The organism is Bradyrhizobium sp. PMVTL-01 (assembly GCF_051861855.1).
GTDB lineage: Bacteria > Pseudomonadota > Alphaproteobacteria > Rhizobiales > Xanthobacteraceae > Bradyrhizobium.
This window is the reverse complement of the sequence record NZ_CP193982.1, coordinates 4630802-4647680: the sequence shown is the minus strand read 5'-3', so window position 1 is coordinate 4647680 and position 16879 is coordinate 4630802. Positions and strand designations below refer to the sequence as shown.

The following is a 16879-nucleotide window of genomic DNA, read 5'->3' as shown; positions in this document are numbered from 1 at the left end:
GACCATGATGGCGCCGCATCGCAAATCCCCCAACCATATCCGTGAACTGCGTGAGCGCGTGCAGATGCTCGTCCGCGAACGGCTAGGGGGTCGCGTGATCTGTACGCGATGCGGCGCCACCTTCTCGACCTATGCCGACAAGTGCGACGTCGACCTCGACGTCCGTTGCCCCGGCTTCAATGTCGTCGACCGCGTGCAGATGCAGGCCGAGAAAGAGGTCGGGCTGACGTGAGCAGGATCATCAACCGCGATGCCGTGAAGATCGGTCAGCATCTCCGCTCCAAAGCCGTCGGCAAGAAATCCGCCTTTGTCGGCGAGGTCGTGGAGGTCCGGGCAGACACAGTGATCCTGCGCGATGCCCAGCGGCGGCGCTGGCTGCGGGAGTGGCATGAAGTGGAGACGCTCAAGTGAATGCACCCATCCGCATCCAGCGCCGGCGCACCAAGGGCTGGAAGATGCCCGATAATACGGTCAGCGTCACGCGCCCGGGCAAGTACGGCAATCCGTACTATCCCGGCTGCGCCCTCGGCTTCGGTAACATCGACATGATCGACGGACGCGCACGCCCGTGGCGGCTCGAAACCCCCGCTGACGCTGTACGGCACTTCCGAGAACATATGCGCCTGTTCAAGCGCGATGAGCCCAGGCGCTACGAGGAGCATATCGCGCCGTTACGCGGCAAGAACCTCGCCTGCTGGTGCAAGTCAGGTGCCTCCTGCCATGCCGACGTGCTGCTCGAGCTCGCCAGCGCTCCGATCTGCGAGGCCGCATGAACCCGCTGCTCCCGCACCTCGCCAAAGAGGGCGTCGAGGCCGATCGCCTCGTCGATGCCTTCAACCTGCTGCTGCGCGAATGCCTCGACCCCGAGAGCCCGCACGAATTCGAGCTCACGACCGTGCGCAACCACGAGGGCAAATCCATCCAGGTGAAGCGCTTCCCGGCCGAATGGGCCCGGCGCCTGGCGCGCGCGGCGGAGACCCGTGCCTTCCGCAAGATGGAGCCGGCGCACATCGTGCAGCGCATCCTGACCACGGAGGAGCCAGCCCATGCTTGACCGCCAGCACGGCAAGTTCGTCGTGGAGTGCGACAGCTGCGGTGACACGCTTCAGACCGACACCAGGGACTTCGAGGAAGCGCGTGAGGTGATGCGCCTCAACGACTGGAAGGCGCGCAAGATCGGACGGGACTGGATTCACGGCTGCCCGGAGTGCGGGGTGCCGAAAGAGGGGAGCATGCTGTGAAGGCGCTGACAATCTGGCAACCATGGGCGTCGCTGATCATGATCGGCGCCAAGCCGCACGAATTTCGCGGACATGCGGCGCCGTCTTTCGTTCGCAATCAGCGCATCGTCATCCACGCCGGCGCTATTGCCGTGCGACCCGCCGAGATCGAGGACCTGCTTCGACGCATCGAGGCTGAGGCGGCGGGGACTGCAGCTGAGGGCGAGCGCACGTGTCTGGATCTGGGCAAGGCGCGGGAATTGCTCCTCAAGGTGCGAGCCTCCTTCAAGTACCGGCTGCTGCCGCTTGGCCATGCGCTCGGTACGGCCGTGCTGGGCGAGCCTATGCTCGCCTGCGATCTATTCCGGATGAACGTCTCGGACAGCGATCGCGGCGCTTTCAACTGGGCCTGGCCGCTCACGGACATCAAGCCATTTGAGCCCCCTGTGCCACTGAAGGGTGCGCAGGGATTTTTCGATGTCAATCTCTCAGAGGCAGCCGCATGACGCTGGGTGCCATCGCGTGTTGGAGCGACAGGAAGCCGGGAACGAAGAGGGATGGTGAGTGATGGCGCGCGACTATCGCAAATGGACGCATGACGAGGACACCCAGCTCTTGTTCCTGCGCGAGCACGTCAAGATGTCCTTCGCCGATATCGACGTGATCTTGAAACGCAAGCCGGACGCGGCGCGCGGCCGATATCGCGTGCTGCGGCCGCAGGCCTACCGCATCAAGGTCGCGCCCACAGAGCGGCACACCCGTAACATCGTGGAGCGGGAAGCGCTCCGCGCGCGTCAGGCAGCCAGCCTGGCGCCGCCGCTCTCCATGACGGCAGCATTCTTCGGCGACCCGCCGCCAGGGCGTAGCGCGCTGGACAAGAAACGCATGGGAGTGACGGCATGACGATGGGGGCTGAGGAGCGTCCGTGGACACGCGCCGAGGACATCGAGCTGAAAAAAGCGCGCACAGCGCATGTACCCTGGGATGTGATCGTTGCGACGTTCCCCACGGCGCGCACTTTGCTCGAGCTGAAGCGGCGCTGCGAGGAACTGCCCCGCACGAGGAAGGCGAAGCCACAGAAGAAGTGGAGCGCCACGGAGACTGAAAAGCTGCTGCAGCTTCGCGACGTCGAGCGCAAGCCGTGGCCACAGATCGATGCCGCGCTCGGGCGTGGGGCCGGTCAGGCCTACAGCAAATATCGCGAGATCAAGCAGCCGGCGGCGCGTGTCCGCGTCTCGACGTCCGACCGCAGAAGCCCAGCAACGGACCGCGTGCTGGAGGCGATCGCCAAGCGGGACCAGCGGAGCATGCTGACGCACGCCTCGATCACGGCGGCCGTTTTCGGCGATCCCTTGCCCGGCCAGAGCGCACTCGACAAGCGAATAGGGATCGCGCCGTGATCACAACCCCTGCCGACATCGCCGCCGCAATCAGCATCCTTAACGCCCATGCCCGCGCTTATGGCTGCGGCAAGGAGGCGATCTACGCCTACAAGAAGGTGGCCGCACTGATCGACGCACGCGCCGGTATCGCCCAGGCGCGGCCCGTCGGCGTGCTGGCAGAATGCCGCAATTGCCGGGGCACGGGGCTGTTCTTCAGCTGGTACGAGGGCCAGAGCAACGAGCGCTGCCGCACCTGCAGCGCAACGGGCAAGGTCTACCTGCGCTTTGTGGAGACCACCATCAGCGGTCATCGGTGGCACCATCCATATATCGACGCCGGCCTGCCCATTCTCTACGCCGCGCTCGGCTCGCCCGAGATCAACTTCGATGCCGGCGCCCGCGACCTGATTAACAAATACAAGGATGGCCGCTGCGAGCGCCGGCCGTTCGAATCCGCAGGCGACTGGCAGCCCAACGCCCCGGGCGAGAAGCTAGAGGCCGAGCGCGCTGCCGAGCTGCTCAACCTCGTCGAAGGCTGGATCAGCACGTTGGGCGGCGCCGATGTTCCCCAGACGTGGCCGCTCGATTACGCCCGCCAGTGCATCAAGACCTACGCGCTTGAGCTCGGCTGCGTGGGTGAGGCCTGCCACTACTGCGGCGCCGGCGACATTAAGACCCGCTTCGGCACATGGAGCAAGCACCTGCGCTGGTCGCATCCGGTCTGCAAGGACCACGCGGATATGCCGAGCACCCAATGGGACAAGACGCCACCGCTTGACGCGCTCGGACCGCACGCACGCGCCTGGTTGGCTCGCCGGCCGTCGGAGGCAATCGCAGCATGACCAAAGGCGGCAAGCATCGCTGGGGCGACAAGGTCGATTACCCGCTCGCCCACAAGAGCGAGCGCGAATGCCGCAACGGGTGCGGCGTGGTGAAAGTGCATCGCCACGAGACGGAAGGCGGCAAGGACATCCACTGGGTCGAGTACTGGCGCAACGGCGAGATGATCCCGGGCGGGATGCGGCCGACGTGCCGGAAGATCGAGGAGGGGGCGTAGGCATGACAGTCCAGATCATCGTCGGGGACGCGCGCGAGCAGCTGACGAAGCTGCCCGACTCGAGCGTTGATCTGGTGCTGACCGATCCGCCCTACGGCGAGACGTCACTCGCATGGGATCGGTGGGTCGTTGGGTGGCCCAGCCTGGTGCGTCGGGTTCTCAAGCCGACCGGAAGCATGTGGGTGTTTGGGTCAGCGCGGATGTTCCTGGCAGCGGCGGCCGAATTCGGCGGCTGGCGCTTCGCGCAGGATGTTGTCTGGGAGAAGCACAACGGCTCCGGCTTTCATGCCGATCGGTTTAAGCGGGTGCACGAGAACGCCTACCAGTTCTATCGCGACGATGCGGCATGGGCCGATGTTTATAAGGACCCTCAGTATACACCTGATGCGGTTGCGCGCGCCGTCCGCCGAAAGCGGCGGCCGGTGCACATGGGTCATGCGGGGCAGAGCGTGTATCGGAGCGAAGACGGTGGCCCACGGCTGATGCGGAGTGTGATCTGGGCGCGCAGTGAGCACGGACGCGCCGAGCATCCGACCCAGAAGCCGCTGGCAATCATTGAGCCGCTGCTGCTCTACGCGTGCCCCCCGGGGGGGGTAGTCTTAGATCCTTTTGGCGGCAGCGGCACGACAGCCATCGCAGCACAGCGCCATTCCCGCGATGCCATCCTGATCGAGCTCAACTCGGAATATGCCGCCATGGCGCGCCGACGTATCGACGGCGATGCGCCCCTGTTCGCGGGGGCCGCTGAATAGACCCTTTCAGTTCCAGTTGCGTCTGCGTCAGTCATCACCCCTTCTCTGAAAAAAACAGATGTCCATTGTTTCAATGAACTGGGCGCTCTCCCAGGAGCTAGAAAGCTGTCCGCAGCAAGCGCTGCTCTATGTGATCGCGGATTCTGCCGACCCTAACGGGATGACGCGGCACTGCGATGCGGACTACATGGCCCGCAAAGCGCGGCTGTCGCGCGCAACGATGTTCCGCAGGCTCTCGGAGCTCGAGGAGCTCGGGCTGCTGGTCCGCCGCAAATACTACACGGAGCAGGGCGCGCAGCGTTACGAGATCCAGCTCAATCTCGAGGCTCGCGTGATCCTGCCGATCCGCACCCGCAAGGGCGGTGATGACGATGCCGGCGGCGACCACGAGGCCGAGAATGCGGAAATACCAAAGTCTCACGGTGAGACTTTGGTCCAACCGCAGTCTCACAGTTCTGAGACTGCCGCAGTCTCACCGGTGAGACCGGGGCAGTCTCACTCGTGCGACTGCATAAGTCCTCCCTTGTCCGAAGGACTCCCCCCTAACCCCCCTCCGGGGGGCGTTCGCTCGCGAAGGGAAGTTGAAGCGGAAGAGCGGCGCGAGGGCCTTTGGCGCCAGTTCCTGGGCTCGTACATGCGCATCGCCCGCATGGACCAGGCCGCAGCGCGCGAGGAGTTCGACAAGCTCTCGATCGACGATGCCGAATGGGCCGTGAGTTCCGCGCCGCCCTACGCCGCCGAGTGTGCGAAGGACCGCGTCGCGCCGAAGAACGCCAACACCTGGCTGCGCAAGGGGATGTTCAAAAACTTCCGGCGCGGTGGTCCGCCCCCGGCGCGCCCTGACAGCTTCGCTCTCGACAGCCCGGAAGGCCGTGCGATCGCAGCTCTGCACCAGGTTGCCCGCAAGCAGCCGCCCGAGCGCAACGGCCGCGTGACCTACCGCGGCGAGATCACCCCGCAGATCCTCGCCATGGCGAAAGCCGGTAGCCGCTCGACTTGGCGCTGGCGCGACATGGCCGATTGCCGCGAGCAGATCGGCTCATGGGCTGGTTTCATCGAGGCGACAGTGCCCGGACCGCGCGGCGCGTTCATCGAGTCCCGTGGCCTCGGTAAGGACCAGAGGAGCGGCATTTACGCACCCTGGCCGTTCCCGCCCAGCAAGGACGGGACGATCTATCAGGACCAACCGGAAGGAGAGGCAGATGGCAGCAGTGGCGCAGCTTGAGATCGGGCAGTTCGTTGAGTTCGTGGAGCGGCCGGTCAAGGTAAAGCGGGACGCGCAATGCCACTACATGCTCCGCCTCCACCCGAACTATGAACGGAAGGCCGAGCGGCAACTCCACGAGCGCGACATCGACGCTTATCTGCCGAAGGAGACGCGATCGTTCCGGGCGAGCTGGGGTCGTAGCGTGTTGCGACAGCTGCCGCTGTTCTCCGGCATCATGTTCATCCCGGACTATGACGCCGACCTTGCCAGGTTGAAGGAGATCGCCGACGGCATCGGCGGCTTCGTCAAGCGGACCAACAAGGACGGCGTGATCGAAGCGATCAAGGTCAGTTCCAAATGGATGGAAAAGATCCGCCGTTTCGAGCTCCATATGGCCGAGGAAGGCCCGCGGCGCAAATTCGAGCTGGGGCAACGAGTCCGCATCATCGGCGGCCCTTGGGACATGTGGGAAGTGACCATCGCCCGGCTTGACAGCCACCATAGACTCGCTGTCTTGCTGACGGTCATGGAGCGCGAGGTCCTCAAAGAGTTCGATGAGGACCAGGTCGAGGCGGTATAGCCCCAAAGGGGTGACAACGCCGAGGCGGGAGGCAGAGCCTCCGGCGGAGGGCCCAGAGATTGGCCCGTTAGAACGATTCCGGGCCCCGCGAGAGCGGGGCTTTCTGTTTTGTCGGTTGCGCGATTGCACAACTGTGCCCTCGTTGGGCGTTTCCTCCCTTTGACTGGCCGCTGGTCACCCGATCAGCGGCCATTTTAGTTTCGGGGGCGCCGTCGTGTCCTCTCAGGTCTCCAGACCGAGACACCGGCGGCCATGCCGGACCGTCTCCGTCGGCGCCCCCGCTGCAACATTGAAGGGCTCATGCTGTGAGCAGAACCATTGAGATTCGTGGGCTGTCCGATGCCCAATGTGATGCGCTGAAGGCCGAGGCTGATGCCGCAGGCCTGAAGTTCTTCGACCATTGCCGCAACAAGCTGCTTGCCGGTCTGACGTTTCCGAAGGCGGAGATCGTCAGCCAAGCCATGCGGCAGACTGGCCGGAGGCCAACCACGGCGCAAGCGGCGCCAGCAGCGCCATCCTCGGACGAGGATCGCTTCGCCCGCCTTGAGACGATGATGATGCACCTGGCTGACACGGTGCAGCAGCTCGCCAACAACCCGGCTGTGGTTGTCGAAGCTGCCCCTGTCGACGTCGAGGACATCGTGGGCGAGGCACTCGCAAATGTCGCTGAAGGCGAAGCCTTCGATGAGGGTTACGCGGCCACCCCCGGTGACGGGGCTCGCCATGTCGGCACGCGCCGGCCGAAGCCGCTGCATGGCGGCTCAGTGCCGCGGCACGTGGCGGGGCTGTTTCCGGCCGGCGGATAAACGGCCGAATTCGCGAATCCGATCAATGGGCAAGTGAGGCAAGATTGAGTCCGGATGAGTCCAAATGAGTCCCGTAAAGGCCGAGGGACCGGCGAGGAAGAGGGGAGGGCGGGAGCGTCCCGCCGAGCTTGGCGACAGGGCGAAGGCCTTTGTGCGCGAGTATTGCATTTGCCTGGACATCGAGGAGGCGCAGAAGCGCGTCGGTTATCACCCACACCATGGCAATGGTCGGAGAATCCTCGATGATCCGCGCGCCGCGGTAGAGATCCGGCGCAACCAGCGTAAGGCTGCTGATCTGGCCCAGCTCCACCAGGCCTGGATTCTCTCGAACCTGAAGAAGATCGCCGGCGTGAACGTGTATGGGATCATGCAGTTCAACGAGGCCGGCAAGTTCACAGGCGTTGACCTGTCGAAGCTCACGGAAGAGCAGGCCTATGCGATCTCGGAGATCGGCTTCGACTCCGATGGTCGTCCGCGCATCAAGTTCCACGACAAGATCGCGGCCAACAAGATACTGAAAGAGCACATCGAGCCGGCCAAGCCACAGCGCGTTCGCCTCGAGGGGCAGAACGGCGGACCGGTGCAGGTGATCGATGGGCTCGCTGCGCGGTTGAATGCAGCACGCAAGCGAAAAGCATCAGCCCAAGGCTGAGGCCAAGGCCCCAGATCCAGAGGCCGAGCTCGTCGACGAGATCGCAGAGTTCGATCGCGACCCGCTCGGCTATGTGATGTTTGCCTTCCCCTGGGGGGAGGGCGAACTGGCCGGCCATACCGGGCCGCTCGACTGGCAGCGTGATGTGCTGGTAGCGATCCGGGATGGCATGTCGCCCGACCGCGCGCTGCGTATCGCGATCGCGTCCGGCCACGGCATCGGCAAGTCGGCGCTCGTGTCGTGGATCATCCTGTGGTCGATATCGACCTGCGTTGACACGATCGGCGTGGTGACGGCGAACACGGGCGATCAGCTGAAGCTGAAGACGTGGGTGCAGCTCGGCAAGTGGCATCGCCTGTCGATCAACGCCCATTGGTTCGAAGTGACCGCGAAGGCGATCTTCTCGACTGATCCGGAGCATGCGGCGACCTGGCGGATTGACGCGGTCACATGGAACGAGACGCGGACGGAAGCGTTCGCAGGCCTTCACAACGAGGGCAAGCGCATCGTGCTGCTCTACGACGAGGCCTCGGGCATCCCGGATTCGATCTGGGACGTCTCGACTGGCGCGCTGACCGACCAGAACACAGAGATCATCTGGACCGCCTTCGGTAACCCGACCCGCAATGTCGGCCGCTTCCGTGAGTGCTTCCCAGGTGGGCGCTTCGCCCATCGCTGGAATCCGAAGCAGATCGATAGCCGCGACGTTCCGATCACCAACAAGGCGGAGATTGCCGAGTGGGAAGCGGACTATGGCGAGGACTCGGACTTCTTCCGTGTCCGCGTCAAGGGTGTCTTCCCGAAGGCCGGTACTTCGCAGTTCATCTCGAGTGAGCTGGTCAGCGCCGCGGCTGATCCGAAGCGTGACGCCGAGGTCACCTTGTACGATCCGCTGGTGATGGGCGTCGACGTTGCCCGCTTCGGGGATGACCAGACCGTGTTCCGCTTCCGGCGAGGCCGGGATGCGCGCTCGATCAAACCAATGAAGTTTCGCGGGCTCGACACAATGCAGATCGCCGCGCGCGTGGCTGAGGCTTATGCGCGGTACCAACCCGATGCGATCTTCATCGACAATGGCGGCTTCGGAGCCGGAGTGGTCGACCGTTGCAACTACCTGCACCTGCCGGCGCTCGGCATCGACTTCGGCGCCAGCCCGGACAACGAGATCAAGGGTCGCGAGAGCGGCATCTGGTACTACAACAAGCGGGCCGAGATGTGGGGCGCGATGCGCGACTGGCTCTCCGGTGGCATGATCGATGATGATCCGGAGCTCGTCGCCGATCTGCCCGCCGTCGAATACGGCTACGCCATGAAGAATGCGCGGGACTGCATCGCGCTGGAGAAGAAAGAGCACATGAAGGCGCGCGGTCTTTCCTCTCCCGATAACGGCGATGCGCTGGCGCTGACCTTCGCGCACCCTGTGGCTCCCGCCGACCAGCGCCACAAGTACGGCAACCAGGCCGGCTCCGGCCACCAGTACGAATACGACCCGATGGCGCAGCGATGAGCGACGTGCGGTGCCTGTTCAAGCCTGGCGAGCCGGCGCGCCCCGAGACCGACATCGTGCCGCGCGGCATGACGCCCTGGGCGCGCGCCACGCGCGAGACGCTGGCCAACTTCGTCAAAGCCACGAGCGTCAAGCCGCTTTACGTGAACGAGGGCGAGCACAATCAGAACGTCGAGGACTTCCTCGACACCATGACGATGGCCGAGCGCATCGCGATCGAGATCGAGATGCAGAGCCGGAACGCCGTCGTGCATTCGTTCGACTATGACCCGCTGAGAGGCTGATGCTGCGATGATTGACCGACTTCTAGCGCTCGCCATACTGGCCAGCAGTCTCTACGCCGCTCATCTGTGCTGGGAACGCGTGGAGCGCTACGGGCTCACCTCGGCGCCGTTTGGGTACTCGGGAAGGTGATCATGCAGCTCCATTTCGTCGCCGCGCTTGTCTGGGGGTTGGTCTACACGGTCAGCGTTTTCCTCGCCGGCCTTGGTCTCAATCACCATGCGGCCTGGGTGCTCGCGCTGCTCACCATGGGCCTCGCGTTCTTCGCCCATGTTGCGCAGGCCTCGCGCATTGGCTCAGGCCTCGTCGCCGCCTGGCTCGTGTCCACGTCGTGGCTCGCTGGCATCGCCGCCGGCCTTGCGTTGCTCTTCTGAGGGATCGCCATGGGTATCTTTGCTCCCGACACTCCGTCCGCGCCTCCGCCGCCTCCGCCGGTGCCGCCGGCCGCCCATGCGCCGACGCTGGCGAACAGCAACGTGCAGGCAACCGCCAGCCAGGCCAAGCAGCGCGCCGCTGCAGCGGCCGGCGCTGGCTATGACGGCACGCGCCTGACCAAGCCTGGCGCAACCGGAGCGGTGAGCTCGGCCAAGGCCCAGCTGCTCGGGGATACCAGCGCGTGAGCCTTGCCCTCGTGTTCAGACCGGAGAAGCTTCCGCGCACCATGACGCGTGCGCAGTGGCGGGACTCGTACCGCTGGCTACGGAAGGTCCGGAAGGAATTGCGGCGTCAAGCCGAGCGTGACATCGAGGCTGCGGTGATGTTCGGCGATGCCCGGCGGCTTGAGCACGTCATCAATCCGCCGCTCCTGGTGATCCCGTAATGGCCCTCCAAGCCGCCCTCGCGCGCTCTGTCGCGCATTACGAGATGCAGTCGGACTCGCTGCTGGCCAAGGCTCCCGCCATGGCGAAGCGGTCGTGGTACGCCAACGACAACTCTGCGCAGCAGAAGCGCTGGGAGGAGTTGAGGCTGCAGCTCGAGGCGCGGCTCTATGGCTTGCGCAACTGGCGCCTGTCGTGGTGGGAGCACTGGGCCAAGCTGGCTGAGGCCATTCTGCCGCGCCGCTATCACTGGCTGATCGTCCCCAACACCATGACCCGGGGATCGGCGATCAACCAGGCGATCAAGGATCCGACCGGCACTCAGGCCGTTCGCGTCTGCACGGCGGGGATGCGCTCGGGCATCATGTCCAGCTCGCGCCCCTGGTTCAAGCTGAAGCCGGGCCTGCGCAACTTCAAGCCCGACCAGGCCGCCAAGGACTGGTTCGAGGACACGCAGGACCGGATGTATCGCGTCTTCGCCGGGTCCAACTACTACCAGTCCGGCACCACGATGTTCGAGGACCTCACGGTGTTCGGCACGGGGCCGAAGCTGATGTACGAGGATCGGCAGAATATCATCCGCTGCCAGAACCCCTGCGCCGGTGAGTACTATCTCGCCCTTGGCTCTGACGGCCGCGTGAACGCCTTCTACCGCACCTTCGTGCAGACGGTCGCACAGCTCGTCATGATGTTCGGGCTGGAGAACTGCTCGGACAATGTCCAGACGCTGTGGGAGCTCAAGGGCGCCGCGCTGGAGACCGAGATTGTTGTCGCCCACGCGCTAGAGCCGAACTTTTCGCTCGCCATGCCCGGCATGACCGACCCGAACCTCGGCGTCGTTCCCGGCAACTTCACCTATCGCGAGTACTATTGGGAGTGGGGCGTTCAGAGCAATCGCCCCCTCAGCGTCAAGGGCTTTCGCACCAAGCCCTTCATCGCGCCGCCCTGGACGCGCGTCTCCAACGATCCCTACGGCCGTTCGCCGGGCATGGATGCGCTGCCGGATATCCTGCAGCTGCACTTGATGACTGTTCGCCAGGCGGAGGCCATCGACAAGCTGGTGCGGCCGCCGCTGCTCGCCGACAGTTCGCTGAAGAACCAGCCATCTTCGATCCTGCCCGGCCGTGTTACCTACGTGAACGATCCGGCTAAGGGCATGAAGCCGATCTTTGAGATCCGGATGGACATCGACCACATGTCCAAGTTGATCGAGAAGATCGAGAAGCGCATCGACAAATGGTTCTTCAACGATTTGTTCCTGATGATGGAGAACATCCCGGGCGTGCAGCCACGCAACGAGATGGACATCGCAGAACGCCGCGGCGAGAAGATGCAGGTGCTCGGCCCTGTGGTTGAGGGAATCACCAACGAGCTCGCCGACGACATCCGCCGCGCGTATTCGATCGTGAGCCGCCGCGGCCTGATCGCGCCGAAGCCGCAGAGCCTGCAAAACGTTCCGCTCGATATCGACTTCGAGAGCATGGTGACGGTCGCCCAGCGCGCCGCTGAGACCGCCTCCATGGAGCGCGGCATGACCGTGATCACCAACATGGACAAGGCCTATCCGGACGCCCACGTCGGCGACGTCATCAACAAGGAGAAGTGGGCGCGCAGTTACCTCGAGCGCGCGAACTTCCCGGCCTCGGTGATGAACGGCGAGGACGAGGTGCAGCAGATCCGCAACGGCCGGCAGGCGGCGCAGGCGCAGGCGGCCAAGCAGGCCCAGACCGCTCAGATGCTGACGCACACGGCGCCGGCCATGGCAGGCGCTGCTAAGACGGCCAGCGAGATCGATCCTGGCGGGGCGCTCAACGCGCTGCAGATCGCGCAGGGCCTGACGCCGGCAAACCCGACCAGCGTACCGGCTGGATAGGTGGATGACTTGGATTGAGCTCGATGTGGAGCGTGCTCTTTACGTCGATCGTGGGCGCATGGTGATTGTGTGCGATCGCGACATCGTCGGGCGCGGCGGTGGAACGTTGCTTTTGAAACTAGCTAATCAACGAGGAAAGGTTGAAGAGATGAGTGAAGGTGCTTCTGTGGCAATGCCGCGTTACCGCAGTCACAAGACAGTTGCGGCTCTGGAAATCGATAGCATTGGCGTCCGCGAAGCGGACCTGACCGCTGGTCCGAGTGACTATACGCGGCGGCTGACGTTCCGCGACGCCGGCTTCGCGCCGATCAATGCGCCCGAGGAGATGTTCGGCCGCTACATCCCGGCGCCGGGCGATTTCTATGTCGTCTACGCCGACGGCTATAAATCGTTCTCGCCGCGTAAGGCCTTCCTCGAAGGCTACACGAGGGAATCGTGAGCGACGAGCTCCAGCCCACGATCGACGGCAAGCCCCTTGAAGGCGAGGACAAGGAGCGCCCCGAAGGCATTGAGGTCGACGCCAATGGCGATCCCATCCGCCAGGGCACGCTCATGGACGAACGCCAGTCTTACGAGCGCGTGATCGAGGGCCTCAGGATGATCTCTGATGCCTGCGCGCATCTGATCCGCCACGAGCCGCTTCAGGCCGAGCACTGGCGTGCTTTCATGACGCGCTTCGACAAGGCCCGGCTGATCGCCGTGCAGCATGCAGGTCTCGGCCTGACCATGCGCGAGAAGGAGACGGAGGAGGTCCGGGGCGAGCCGCTGCCTTGGAAGAAGTGCCGCCAGCGCTTCCTCGACGGCGTCGAGCAGGCTGCCGGCGGCTGCCGCCAGCTCGCCACCTGTCATCGCGGCGACCTCTGGTGGTCGACCATGGCCGGCACCCTCGACGACATGGCGCGCAAGCTCCACGCGATGCGCCGCGCCGCCGTGAAGAAGGCCGTCCGCCAGGCGCCGGCGCTGATCCTGCCGCCGGGATATTCGAGGCACTGATGCGCGCGCTCAACAACAGCGAGACAGCTGGCTTCAAAGCCAAGCGCGCCGAGCTCGGCAGCGAGGAATATTCCGCACGCGTGGCGCAGCCGGTGATGAACGCGATCGACAGCATGCCGCTCGCCTATCGCGAACTACTCAACGAGTTCGGCTATGTCGACGTCTACCGCGCCTGGAAGCGTGGCTGGTCGCCGCAGATGATCCGGGATCGAGTCGCTAACGGCACTTTCGACCTGAACGCTTGGACTTAAACACGCCTGCGCAGCTACGCAGGCTCTCGCGCGATGAAGAGGTTTCGATCTTCATCGTCCCCGGCGAAGTGGCAACACTTCCCCCTGACACGTCGCGCAAGGGTCGTAGCTGGCCGGCGGACGATGGAGGCTAACGATGTGCAAGCATATGAACTTCGCCGCGCAGGTGAACGTTGCGCGGATGGAGGACACAGGTCAGTTCATGGCAGACATCACGGTACGTTGTAGCGAGTGCAATGTTCCGTTCCAGTTTCTCGGCATGGAGGCTGGAATTGATACGCACGGAGCCCGCGTTTCTGTCGATGGCCTCGAAGCTCGCATCGCGATCTGCCCGCAAGGTGCGCGACCCAACCCGCTGCAACGGATGGCGTTCAACGTGAAGAGGTTCGACGGATGAAGCCGGAGCCCTTCACGGTCCGATATGAGAATGGCCTGGTGCTGGTCTCCAGCGAGGCCGATGCCGCCTTCCGCAAAGCGCTGATGGATGGCGTGCCCACGCCGCTGCGCGCGAAGATGATGGACGCGCTGTCGGCCCCGCTGCAGCCGAACGCGCGTAAGGCAATGCGTGAAGCGCAGCGCCATTTCGGGGCGGAGGCCAATGAGGCGTTTGCCGCGGCCTCTGAGCTTGCCGCCGAGTTGCATCGCTTCCTGGAGCGGAATTTCCAGCTGCAGGGCCTGCTCGATTGGCTGACGGTCACGGGCTATGGCAACGATTACCGGATGATCAAGGTGTTCTACGAGTGGGCCAAGATGGGTAAGGCGCACGCGGAGAAGCATCCGAACGGCATCATCCTTCCGCCGGCGGGCCATGGCTGAGGATCTCCCAGAACCGTTCGATGCGTCGGACGCAGTTGCGGTCAACAACGCAACCCGCGATGCCGAGCGCATCAAGCGTGAGGATGCGGACGTCATTCGCGCCATCATGCACACGAAGAAGGGCAGGGCCTTCATGATCCGGCAGCTTGACCGCTGCTACATCAACAGCCCCGCCAAGTTCGTGATCGGCCAGCCCGAGGCGACCGCACACAATCTGGGGCGCGAGTCCTACGGCCTAGAGCTGCTGCAGGAAGTGATGGCCGCTTCCGTCGACCTCTACATGACCGCGATCAAGGAGCGGGCAGAGGAGGAGGCCCGGCGCAATGCCGTGCGGCGTGAAGAGCGCAAGCGCCGCGATGAGGCGGAGCGTGGCCCGAGGGCAGAGGACCAGGTGGCGCATCTCAATCCGCCGCAGGGTTTCCCCGGCCACCAGCCGCCGATGCCGCCGAAGAAATGAGGTAAGTGATGCATTATCGCGATTTCATGCAGAAATACCGGCCGCTGTGGTCCCCGGGTGATCCGGCTGCACCCGCGGCTGCGACCGAGGTGGTGGCTGCAGCCGCTGGCGATTCTGGACAAGCGGCGCCGGCTGCATCTGCGGGTCCAAGCGCAGAGCCTGCAGCCGCCGCGCCCACTGGCGATGCCGCTCCCGCCGCGCCTGCAGGTGGTGAGGCTGCGCCGGTGGCCGGTGATGCGCCGAAAGCCGAACCTTCGCTGCTCGAGTCAGCAGCTGCGAAGCCGGCCGAGGCCGCAAAGGCGGAAGGTGAGGCGAAGAATGAGCCGGCTCCGGAAGAGCCTGCCAAGCCCGAGGGTGATAAGAAACCCGAGGGTGATGCCAAGGAGGCCAAGGCTGATGACAAGCCGAAGGCTGAAGGTGACAAGGCAGACGATACCGACCCGGCCAAGAAGGAAGCCACGGCCGAAGCGCCCCCGGCTCCGATCAAGTACGACGCGTTCAAAGTGCCTGACGGCATCAAGCTCGACGACCAGCGGGTCAGTGCTTTCACTGAGATCGCCGGCAAGGCTCAGGTGCCACAGGATGTTGCCCAGTCGCTGCTCGATCTGCATGTCACTGAGATGCAGCGCATGCAGACGGAGATCCAGCAGGCCGCCGACCAGCGTCAGCGGGATGTCTGGAACACACTCAACGATACGTGGAAGACCGATGCGCGGAAGGAATTCGGCAATCGGATCGACACGGCATTGAGCCGCGGAAAGGCTGTGCTCGAGGAATACGGCGGCTCGCCGGAACAGGTGGCGGAGCTGATCGCGCACACCTCGAGCAATGGCATGGGGAATTTCCCTGGCTTCCTGCGCTTCCTGGACAACATCGCGACTGCCCTGAACATCTTCGAGGACTCCGCGGTGGTATCGAACCCGGCAGCTCCGAAGGCTGGTGGCTCGCGTGGCGAGCGCTGGTACCCGAGCATGAACGGCGGCACGCCGAAAGCGTAACGACGACGAACCAATCCCCGCGCGGCTACGCGGGCATCAACGCGCGACTTCTCTGACCGGGCACAGCCCGGCCAACTGGAGTCGATCCACATGGCTTTTCTGACGCTTGCCGACATCGGGCGCCGCTTTGATCCCGACGGCAAAATCGCCGACATGGCGGAACTGCTGTCTCAGTGCAACGAGATGATCGACGACATGCCGATGGTGGAGGCCAATGGTCTCACCTCCCACGTCACAACGGTCCGGACCTCGCTGCCCAAGGGTAGCTACATCCGCTACTACCAGGGCACGCCCTACTCGAAGTCGAACGCGGCACAGCTCGAGTTCGGCATGTCGCTGCTGCGCGACTACTCTCAGGTTGACAAGGAGCTGTGCAAGCTCGGCGGCCAGGAGAGCGTGCAGCGCGAGAAGGAAGACGTGGCCCACATGGAGGGCCTGTCCCAGCAGCAGTCGACCACGCTGGTCTACGGCAACAGCTGGACCTCGCCGGAGCAGTTCACGGGCTGGTCGCCGTTCTTCAACACGGTCTCGACCGCAACCGCGCAGAACGCCGTCAACGTCTTCGATTGCGGCGGCACGGGCAACTCCAACGCCTCGATCTGGCTGATTGGCTGGGGTGACACCACGGCCTACGGCATCTACCCGAAGGGCTCCAAGGGTGGTCTCGTGTTCGATGACAAGGGCGACGTCGTTCCTGGCTTCGACTCGAACAACCAGCGCTTCGAGGCCTACACCTCGCTGTTCCAGTGGCAGATGGGTCTGGTGGTGGAGGACTGGCGCTATACCGTCCGCCTCTGCAACATCGACACTACGACCGCAGGCCTGCTCGGCCCGACGCCGCCGGACATCTTCGCCATCCTGTCGCGCGCGATCGTCCGTCTGCCGACCGCCGGACGCACCATCTCGGGCATCACCAAGACCGACGCGCCGAACAAGATGGCGCCGTCGATCCGCCTGAAGATGTACTGCGACCGTACCGTGCGCGCCGCGATGGACGTGCAGGCGATCCGCGACAAGAACGTGCTGCTGTCGCCGACCGACTACGCGGGACGCCCGATCGTCAACTGGCGCAACGTGCCGATCGGCGTGCAGGACTCGATGCTCAACACGGAGTCGCGCGTTGTTTGACGAGTGCTAACCCCGGGCTCCTCTGTCGCCAGGCACGCGTAAACGGCCTCTGCCGCTAGGCACGTGCTCGGGGTTGGTCCCGCTGATCATCCCATTTCAT

The 16879-nt window shown here is 64.4% G+C and carries 29 protein-coding genes; all 29 read left to right on the top strand.

All coding sequences use genetic code 11. The annotated features are described in order from the left end of the window. Positions 1-4: 4 nt before the first annotated feature. The 29 genes from ACRQ5Q_RS22485 to ACRQ5Q_RS22345 all read left to right on the top strand — a co-directional run bounded on the left by ACRQ5Q_RS22485 (position 5) and on the right by ACRQ5Q_RS22345 (position 16779). Positions 5-232: a hypothetical protein gene (locus tag ACRQ5Q_RS22485; protein ID WP_439392366.1), complete on the top strand. Its 228-nt coding sequence runs from the start codon at positions 5-7 to the stop codon at positions 230-232. Continuing rightward, positions 229-411: a hypothetical protein gene (locus tag ACRQ5Q_RS22480; RefSeq protein ID WP_439392365.1), complete on the top strand. Its 183-nt coding sequence runs from the start codon at positions 229-231 to the stop codon at positions 409-411. The genes ACRQ5Q_RS22485 and ACRQ5Q_RS22480 overlap by 4 nt, the downstream gene beginning before the upstream one ends. After that, positions 408-773, top strand: a complete 366-nt coding sequence (locus ACRQ5Q_RS22475; protein ID WP_439392364.1) for a DUF4326 domain-containing protein — start codon at positions 408-410, stop codon at positions 771-773. Before ACRQ5Q_RS22480 ends, ACRQ5Q_RS22475 begins: the two co-directional genes overlap by 4 nt. Beyond that, positions 770-1054 carry a hypothetical protein gene (locus ACRQ5Q_RS22470; protein ID WP_439392363.1) on the top strand — a complete coding sequence of 95 codons (285 nt, stop codon included), beginning with the start codon at positions 770-772 and terminating at the stop codon, positions 1052-1054. Before ACRQ5Q_RS22475 ends, ACRQ5Q_RS22470 begins: the two co-directional genes overlap by 4 nt. After that, entirely contained in the window at positions 1047-1241 is a 195-nt protein-coding gene (locus ACRQ5Q_RS22465; protein ID WP_439392362.1) for a hypothetical protein, read from the top strand. The genes ACRQ5Q_RS22470 and ACRQ5Q_RS22465 overlap by 8 nt, the downstream gene beginning before the upstream one ends. Further along, positions 1238-1726, top strand: coding sequence for a hypothetical protein (locus ACRQ5Q_RS22460; RefSeq protein WP_439392361.1), 489 nt, complete (start codon positions 1238-1240; stop codon positions 1724-1726). Before ACRQ5Q_RS22465 ends, ACRQ5Q_RS22460 begins: the two co-directional genes overlap by 4 nt. Before the next feature lie 61 nt (positions 1727-1787). Then, entirely contained in the window at positions 1788-2123 is a 336-nt protein-coding gene (locus ACRQ5Q_RS22455; RefSeq protein ID WP_439392360.1) for a hypothetical protein, read from the top strand. Then, complete coding sequence (locus ACRQ5Q_RS22450) at positions 2120-2620, top strand: hypothetical protein (protein WP_439392359.1); 501 nt, start codon at positions 2120-2122, stop codon at positions 2618-2620. Before ACRQ5Q_RS22455 ends, ACRQ5Q_RS22450 begins: the two co-directional genes overlap by 4 nt. Next, on the top strand, positions 2617-3444 hold the full coding sequence (locus tag ACRQ5Q_RS22445; protein WP_439392358.1) for a hypothetical protein: 828 nt from the start codon (positions 2617-2619) through the stop codon (positions 3442-3444). Before ACRQ5Q_RS22450 ends, ACRQ5Q_RS22445 begins: the two co-directional genes overlap by 4 nt. After that, complete coding sequence (locus ACRQ5Q_RS22440) at positions 3441-3659, top strand: hypothetical protein (RefSeq protein ID WP_439392357.1); 219 nt, start codon at positions 3441-3443, stop codon at positions 3657-3659. Before ACRQ5Q_RS22445 ends, ACRQ5Q_RS22440 begins: the two co-directional genes overlap by 4 nt. A gap of 2 nt (positions 3660-3661) precedes the next feature. After that, positions 3662-4411: a DNA-methyltransferase gene (locus ACRQ5Q_RS22435; protein ID WP_439392356.1), complete on the top strand. Its 750-nt coding sequence runs from the start codon at positions 3662-3664 to the stop codon at positions 4409-4411. Positions 4412-4469: 58 nt separating this feature from the next. Continuing rightward, a complete protein-coding gene (locus tag ACRQ5Q_RS22430) occupies positions 4470-5636 on the top strand; it encodes a hypothetical protein (protein ID WP_439392355.1) in 1167 nt (388 codons plus the stop codon). Beyond that, positions 5614-6198, top strand: a complete 585-nt coding sequence (nusG, locus tag ACRQ5Q_RS22425; RefSeq protein ID WP_439392354.1) for a transcription termination/antitermination protein NusG — start codon at positions 5614-5616, stop codon at positions 6196-6198. The genes ACRQ5Q_RS22430 and nusG overlap by 23 nt, the downstream gene beginning before the upstream one ends. 305 nt (positions 6199-6503) lie before the next feature. Continuing rightward, positions 6504-7004, top strand: a complete 501-nt coding sequence (locus ACRQ5Q_RS22420) for a hypothetical protein (protein WP_439392353.1) — start codon at positions 6504-6506, stop codon at positions 7002-7004. 64 nt (positions 7005-7068) lie between these two features. Beyond that, complete coding sequence (locus ACRQ5Q_RS22415) at positions 7069-7656, top strand: terminase small subunit (RefSeq protein ID WP_439392352.1); 588 nt, start codon at positions 7069-7071, stop codon at positions 7654-7656. Beyond that, a complete protein-coding gene (locus tag ACRQ5Q_RS22410; RefSeq protein WP_439392351.1) occupies positions 7619-9163 on the top strand; it encodes a terminase in 1545 nt (514 codons plus the stop codon). The genes ACRQ5Q_RS22415 and ACRQ5Q_RS22410 overlap by 38 nt, the downstream gene beginning before the upstream one ends. Then, positions 9160-9447 (top strand): hypothetical protein, encoded by a 288-nt coding sequence (locus ACRQ5Q_RS22405; RefSeq protein ID WP_439392350.1) that lies wholly within the window; start codon positions 9160-9162, stop codon positions 9445-9447. Before ACRQ5Q_RS22410 ends, ACRQ5Q_RS22405 begins: the two co-directional genes overlap by 4 nt. A gap of 132 nt (positions 9448-9579) precedes the next feature. Continuing rightward, a complete protein-coding gene (locus tag ACRQ5Q_RS22400; protein WP_439392349.1) occupies positions 9580-9819 on the top strand; it encodes a hypothetical protein in 240 nt (79 codons plus the stop codon). A 9-nt stretch (positions 9820-9828) separates the two neighbouring features. Then, positions 9829-10065, top strand: coding sequence for a hypothetical protein (locus tag ACRQ5Q_RS22395; RefSeq protein WP_439392348.1), 237 nt, complete (start codon positions 9829-9831; stop codon positions 10063-10065). Continuing rightward, complete coding sequence (locus tag ACRQ5Q_RS22390) at positions 10062-10265, top strand: hypothetical protein (RefSeq protein WP_439392347.1); 204 nt, start codon at positions 10062-10064, stop codon at positions 10263-10265. Before ACRQ5Q_RS22395 ends, ACRQ5Q_RS22390 begins: the two co-directional genes overlap by 4 nt. Beyond that, entirely contained in the window at positions 10265-12136 is a 1872-nt protein-coding gene (locus ACRQ5Q_RS22385) for a portal protein (protein ID WP_439392346.1), read from the top strand. Before ACRQ5Q_RS22390 ends, ACRQ5Q_RS22385 begins: the two co-directional genes overlap by 1 nt. Positions 12137-12140: 4 nt before the next feature. Further along, a complete protein-coding gene (locus ACRQ5Q_RS22380) occupies positions 12141-12575 on the top strand; it encodes a hypothetical protein (protein ID WP_439392345.1) in 435 nt (144 codons plus the stop codon). Further along, positions 12572-13129: a hypothetical protein gene (locus ACRQ5Q_RS22375; protein WP_439392344.1), complete on the top strand. Its 558-nt coding sequence runs from the start codon at positions 12572-12574 to the stop codon at positions 13127-13129. Before ACRQ5Q_RS22380 ends, ACRQ5Q_RS22375 begins: the two co-directional genes overlap by 4 nt. Next, positions 13129-13380: a hypothetical protein gene (locus tag ACRQ5Q_RS22370; RefSeq protein ID WP_439392343.1), complete on the top strand. Its 252-nt coding sequence runs from the start codon at positions 13129-13131 to the stop codon at positions 13378-13380. Before ACRQ5Q_RS22375 ends, ACRQ5Q_RS22370 begins: the two co-directional genes overlap by 1 nt. 136 nt (positions 13381-13516) lie before the next feature. After that, positions 13517-13777 (top strand): hypothetical protein, encoded by a 261-nt coding sequence (locus tag ACRQ5Q_RS22365; protein WP_439392342.1) that lies wholly within the window; start codon positions 13517-13519, stop codon positions 13775-13777. Continuing rightward, positions 13774-14196 carry a hypothetical protein gene (locus tag ACRQ5Q_RS22360; RefSeq protein ID WP_439392341.1) on the top strand — a complete coding sequence of 141 codons (423 nt, stop codon included), beginning with the start codon at positions 13774-13776 and terminating at the stop codon, positions 14194-14196. The genes ACRQ5Q_RS22365 and ACRQ5Q_RS22360 overlap by 4 nt, the downstream gene beginning before the upstream one ends. Then, positions 14189-14653 (top strand): hypothetical protein, encoded by a 465-nt coding sequence (locus ACRQ5Q_RS22355; protein WP_439392340.1) that lies wholly within the window; start codon positions 14189-14191, stop codon positions 14651-14653. The genes ACRQ5Q_RS22360 and ACRQ5Q_RS22355 overlap by 8 nt, the downstream gene beginning before the upstream one ends. A gap of 8 nt (positions 14654-14661) precedes the next feature. Continuing rightward, positions 14662-15651 (top strand): hypothetical protein, encoded by a 990-nt coding sequence (locus ACRQ5Q_RS22350; RefSeq protein WP_439392339.1) that lies wholly within the window; start codon positions 14662-14664, stop codon positions 15649-15651. Positions 15652-15741: 90 nt separating this feature from the next. Then, a complete protein-coding gene (locus ACRQ5Q_RS22345; protein ID WP_439392338.1) occupies positions 15742-16779 on the top strand; it encodes a major capsid protein in 1038 nt (345 codons plus the stop codon). Positions 16780-16879: the final 100 nt, after the last annotated feature.

Bases quoted from the DNA above. Each gene is read 5' to 3' on its own strand.
- ACRQ5Q_RS22450 (WP_439392359.1), top strand. From the start codon at position 2,120: ATGACGATGGGGGCTGAGGAGCGTCCGTGGACACGCGCCGAGGACATC.
- ACRQ5Q_RS22350 (WP_439392339.1), top strand. From the start codon at position 14,662: ATGCATTATCGCGATTTCATGCAGAAATACCGGCCGCTGTGGTCCCCG.
- ACRQ5Q_RS22385 (WP_439392346.1), top strand. From the start codon at position 10,265: ATGGCCCTCCAAGCCGCCCTCGCGCGCTCTGTCGCGCATTACGAGATG.
- ACRQ5Q_RS22360 (WP_439392341.1), top strand. From the start codon at position 13,774: ATGAAGCCGGAGCCCTTCACGGTCCGATATGAGAATGGCCTGGTGCTG.
- ACRQ5Q_RS22440 (WP_439392357.1), top strand. From the start codon at position 3,441: ATGACCAAAGGCGGCAAGCATCGCTGGGGCGACAAGGTCGATTACCCG.
- ACRQ5Q_RS22355 (WP_439392340.1), top strand. From the start codon at position 14,189: ATGGCTGAGGATCTCCCAGAACCGTTCGATGCGTCGGACGCAGTTGCG.
- ACRQ5Q_RS22410 (WP_439392351.1), top strand. From the start codon at position 7,619: ATGCAGCACGCAAGCGAAAAGCATCAGCCCAAGGCTGAGGCCAAGGCC.
- nusG (WP_439392354.1), top strand. From the start codon at position 5,614: ATGGCAGCAGTGGCGCAGCTTGAGATCGGGCAGTTCGTTGAGTTCGTG.
- ACRQ5Q_RS22370 (WP_439392343.1), top strand. From the start codon at position 13,129: ATGCGCGCGCTCAACAACAGCGAGACAGCTGGCTTCAAAGCCAAGCGC.
- ACRQ5Q_RS22435 (WP_439392356.1), top strand. From the start codon at position 3,662: ATGACAGTCCAGATCATCGTCGGGGACGCGCGCGAGCAGCTGACGAAG.
- ACRQ5Q_RS22400 (WP_439392349.1), top strand. From the start codon at position 9,580: ATGCAGCTCCATTTCGTCGCCGCGCTTGTCTGGGGGTTGGTCTACACG.
- ACRQ5Q_RS22485 (WP_439392366.1), top strand. From the start codon at position 5: ATGATGGCGCCGCATCGCAAATCCCCCAACCATATCCGTGAACTGCGT.
- ACRQ5Q_RS22345 (WP_439392338.1), top strand. From the start codon at position 15,742: ATGGCTTTTCTGACGCTTGCCGACATCGGGCGCCGCTTTGATCCCGAC.
- ACRQ5Q_RS22365 (WP_439392342.1), top strand. From the start codon at position 13,517: ATGTGCAAGCATATGAACTTCGCCGCGCAGGTGAACGTTGCGCGGATG.
- ACRQ5Q_RS22430 (WP_439392355.1), top strand. From the start codon at position 4,470: ATGTCCATTGTTTCAATGAACTGGGCGCTCTCCCAGGAGCTAGAAAGC.
- ACRQ5Q_RS22470 (WP_439392363.1), top strand. From the start codon at position 770: ATGAACCCGCTGCTCCCGCACCTCGCCAAAGAGGGCGTCGAGGCCGAT.
- ACRQ5Q_RS22415 (WP_439392352.1), top strand. From the start codon at position 7,069: ATGAGTCCCGTAAAGGCCGAGGGACCGGCGAGGAAGAGGGGAGGGCGG.
- ACRQ5Q_RS22380 (WP_439392345.1), top strand. From the start codon at position 12,141: ATGACTTGGATTGAGCTCGATGTGGAGCGTGCTCTTTACGTCGATCGT.
- ACRQ5Q_RS22455 (WP_439392360.1), top strand. From the start codon at position 1,788: ATGGCGCGCGACTATCGCAAATGGACGCATGACGAGGACACCCAGCTC.
- ACRQ5Q_RS22465 (WP_439392362.1), top strand. From the start codon at position 1,047: ATGCTTGACCGCCAGCACGGCAAGTTCGTCGTGGAGTGCGACAGCTGC.
- ACRQ5Q_RS22405 (WP_439392350.1), top strand. From the start codon at position 9,160: ATGAGCGACGTGCGGTGCCTGTTCAAGCCTGGCGAGCCGGCGCGCCCC.
- ACRQ5Q_RS22395 (WP_439392348.1), top strand. From the start codon at position 9,829: ATGGGTATCTTTGCTCCCGACACTCCGTCCGCGCCTCCGCCGCCTCCG.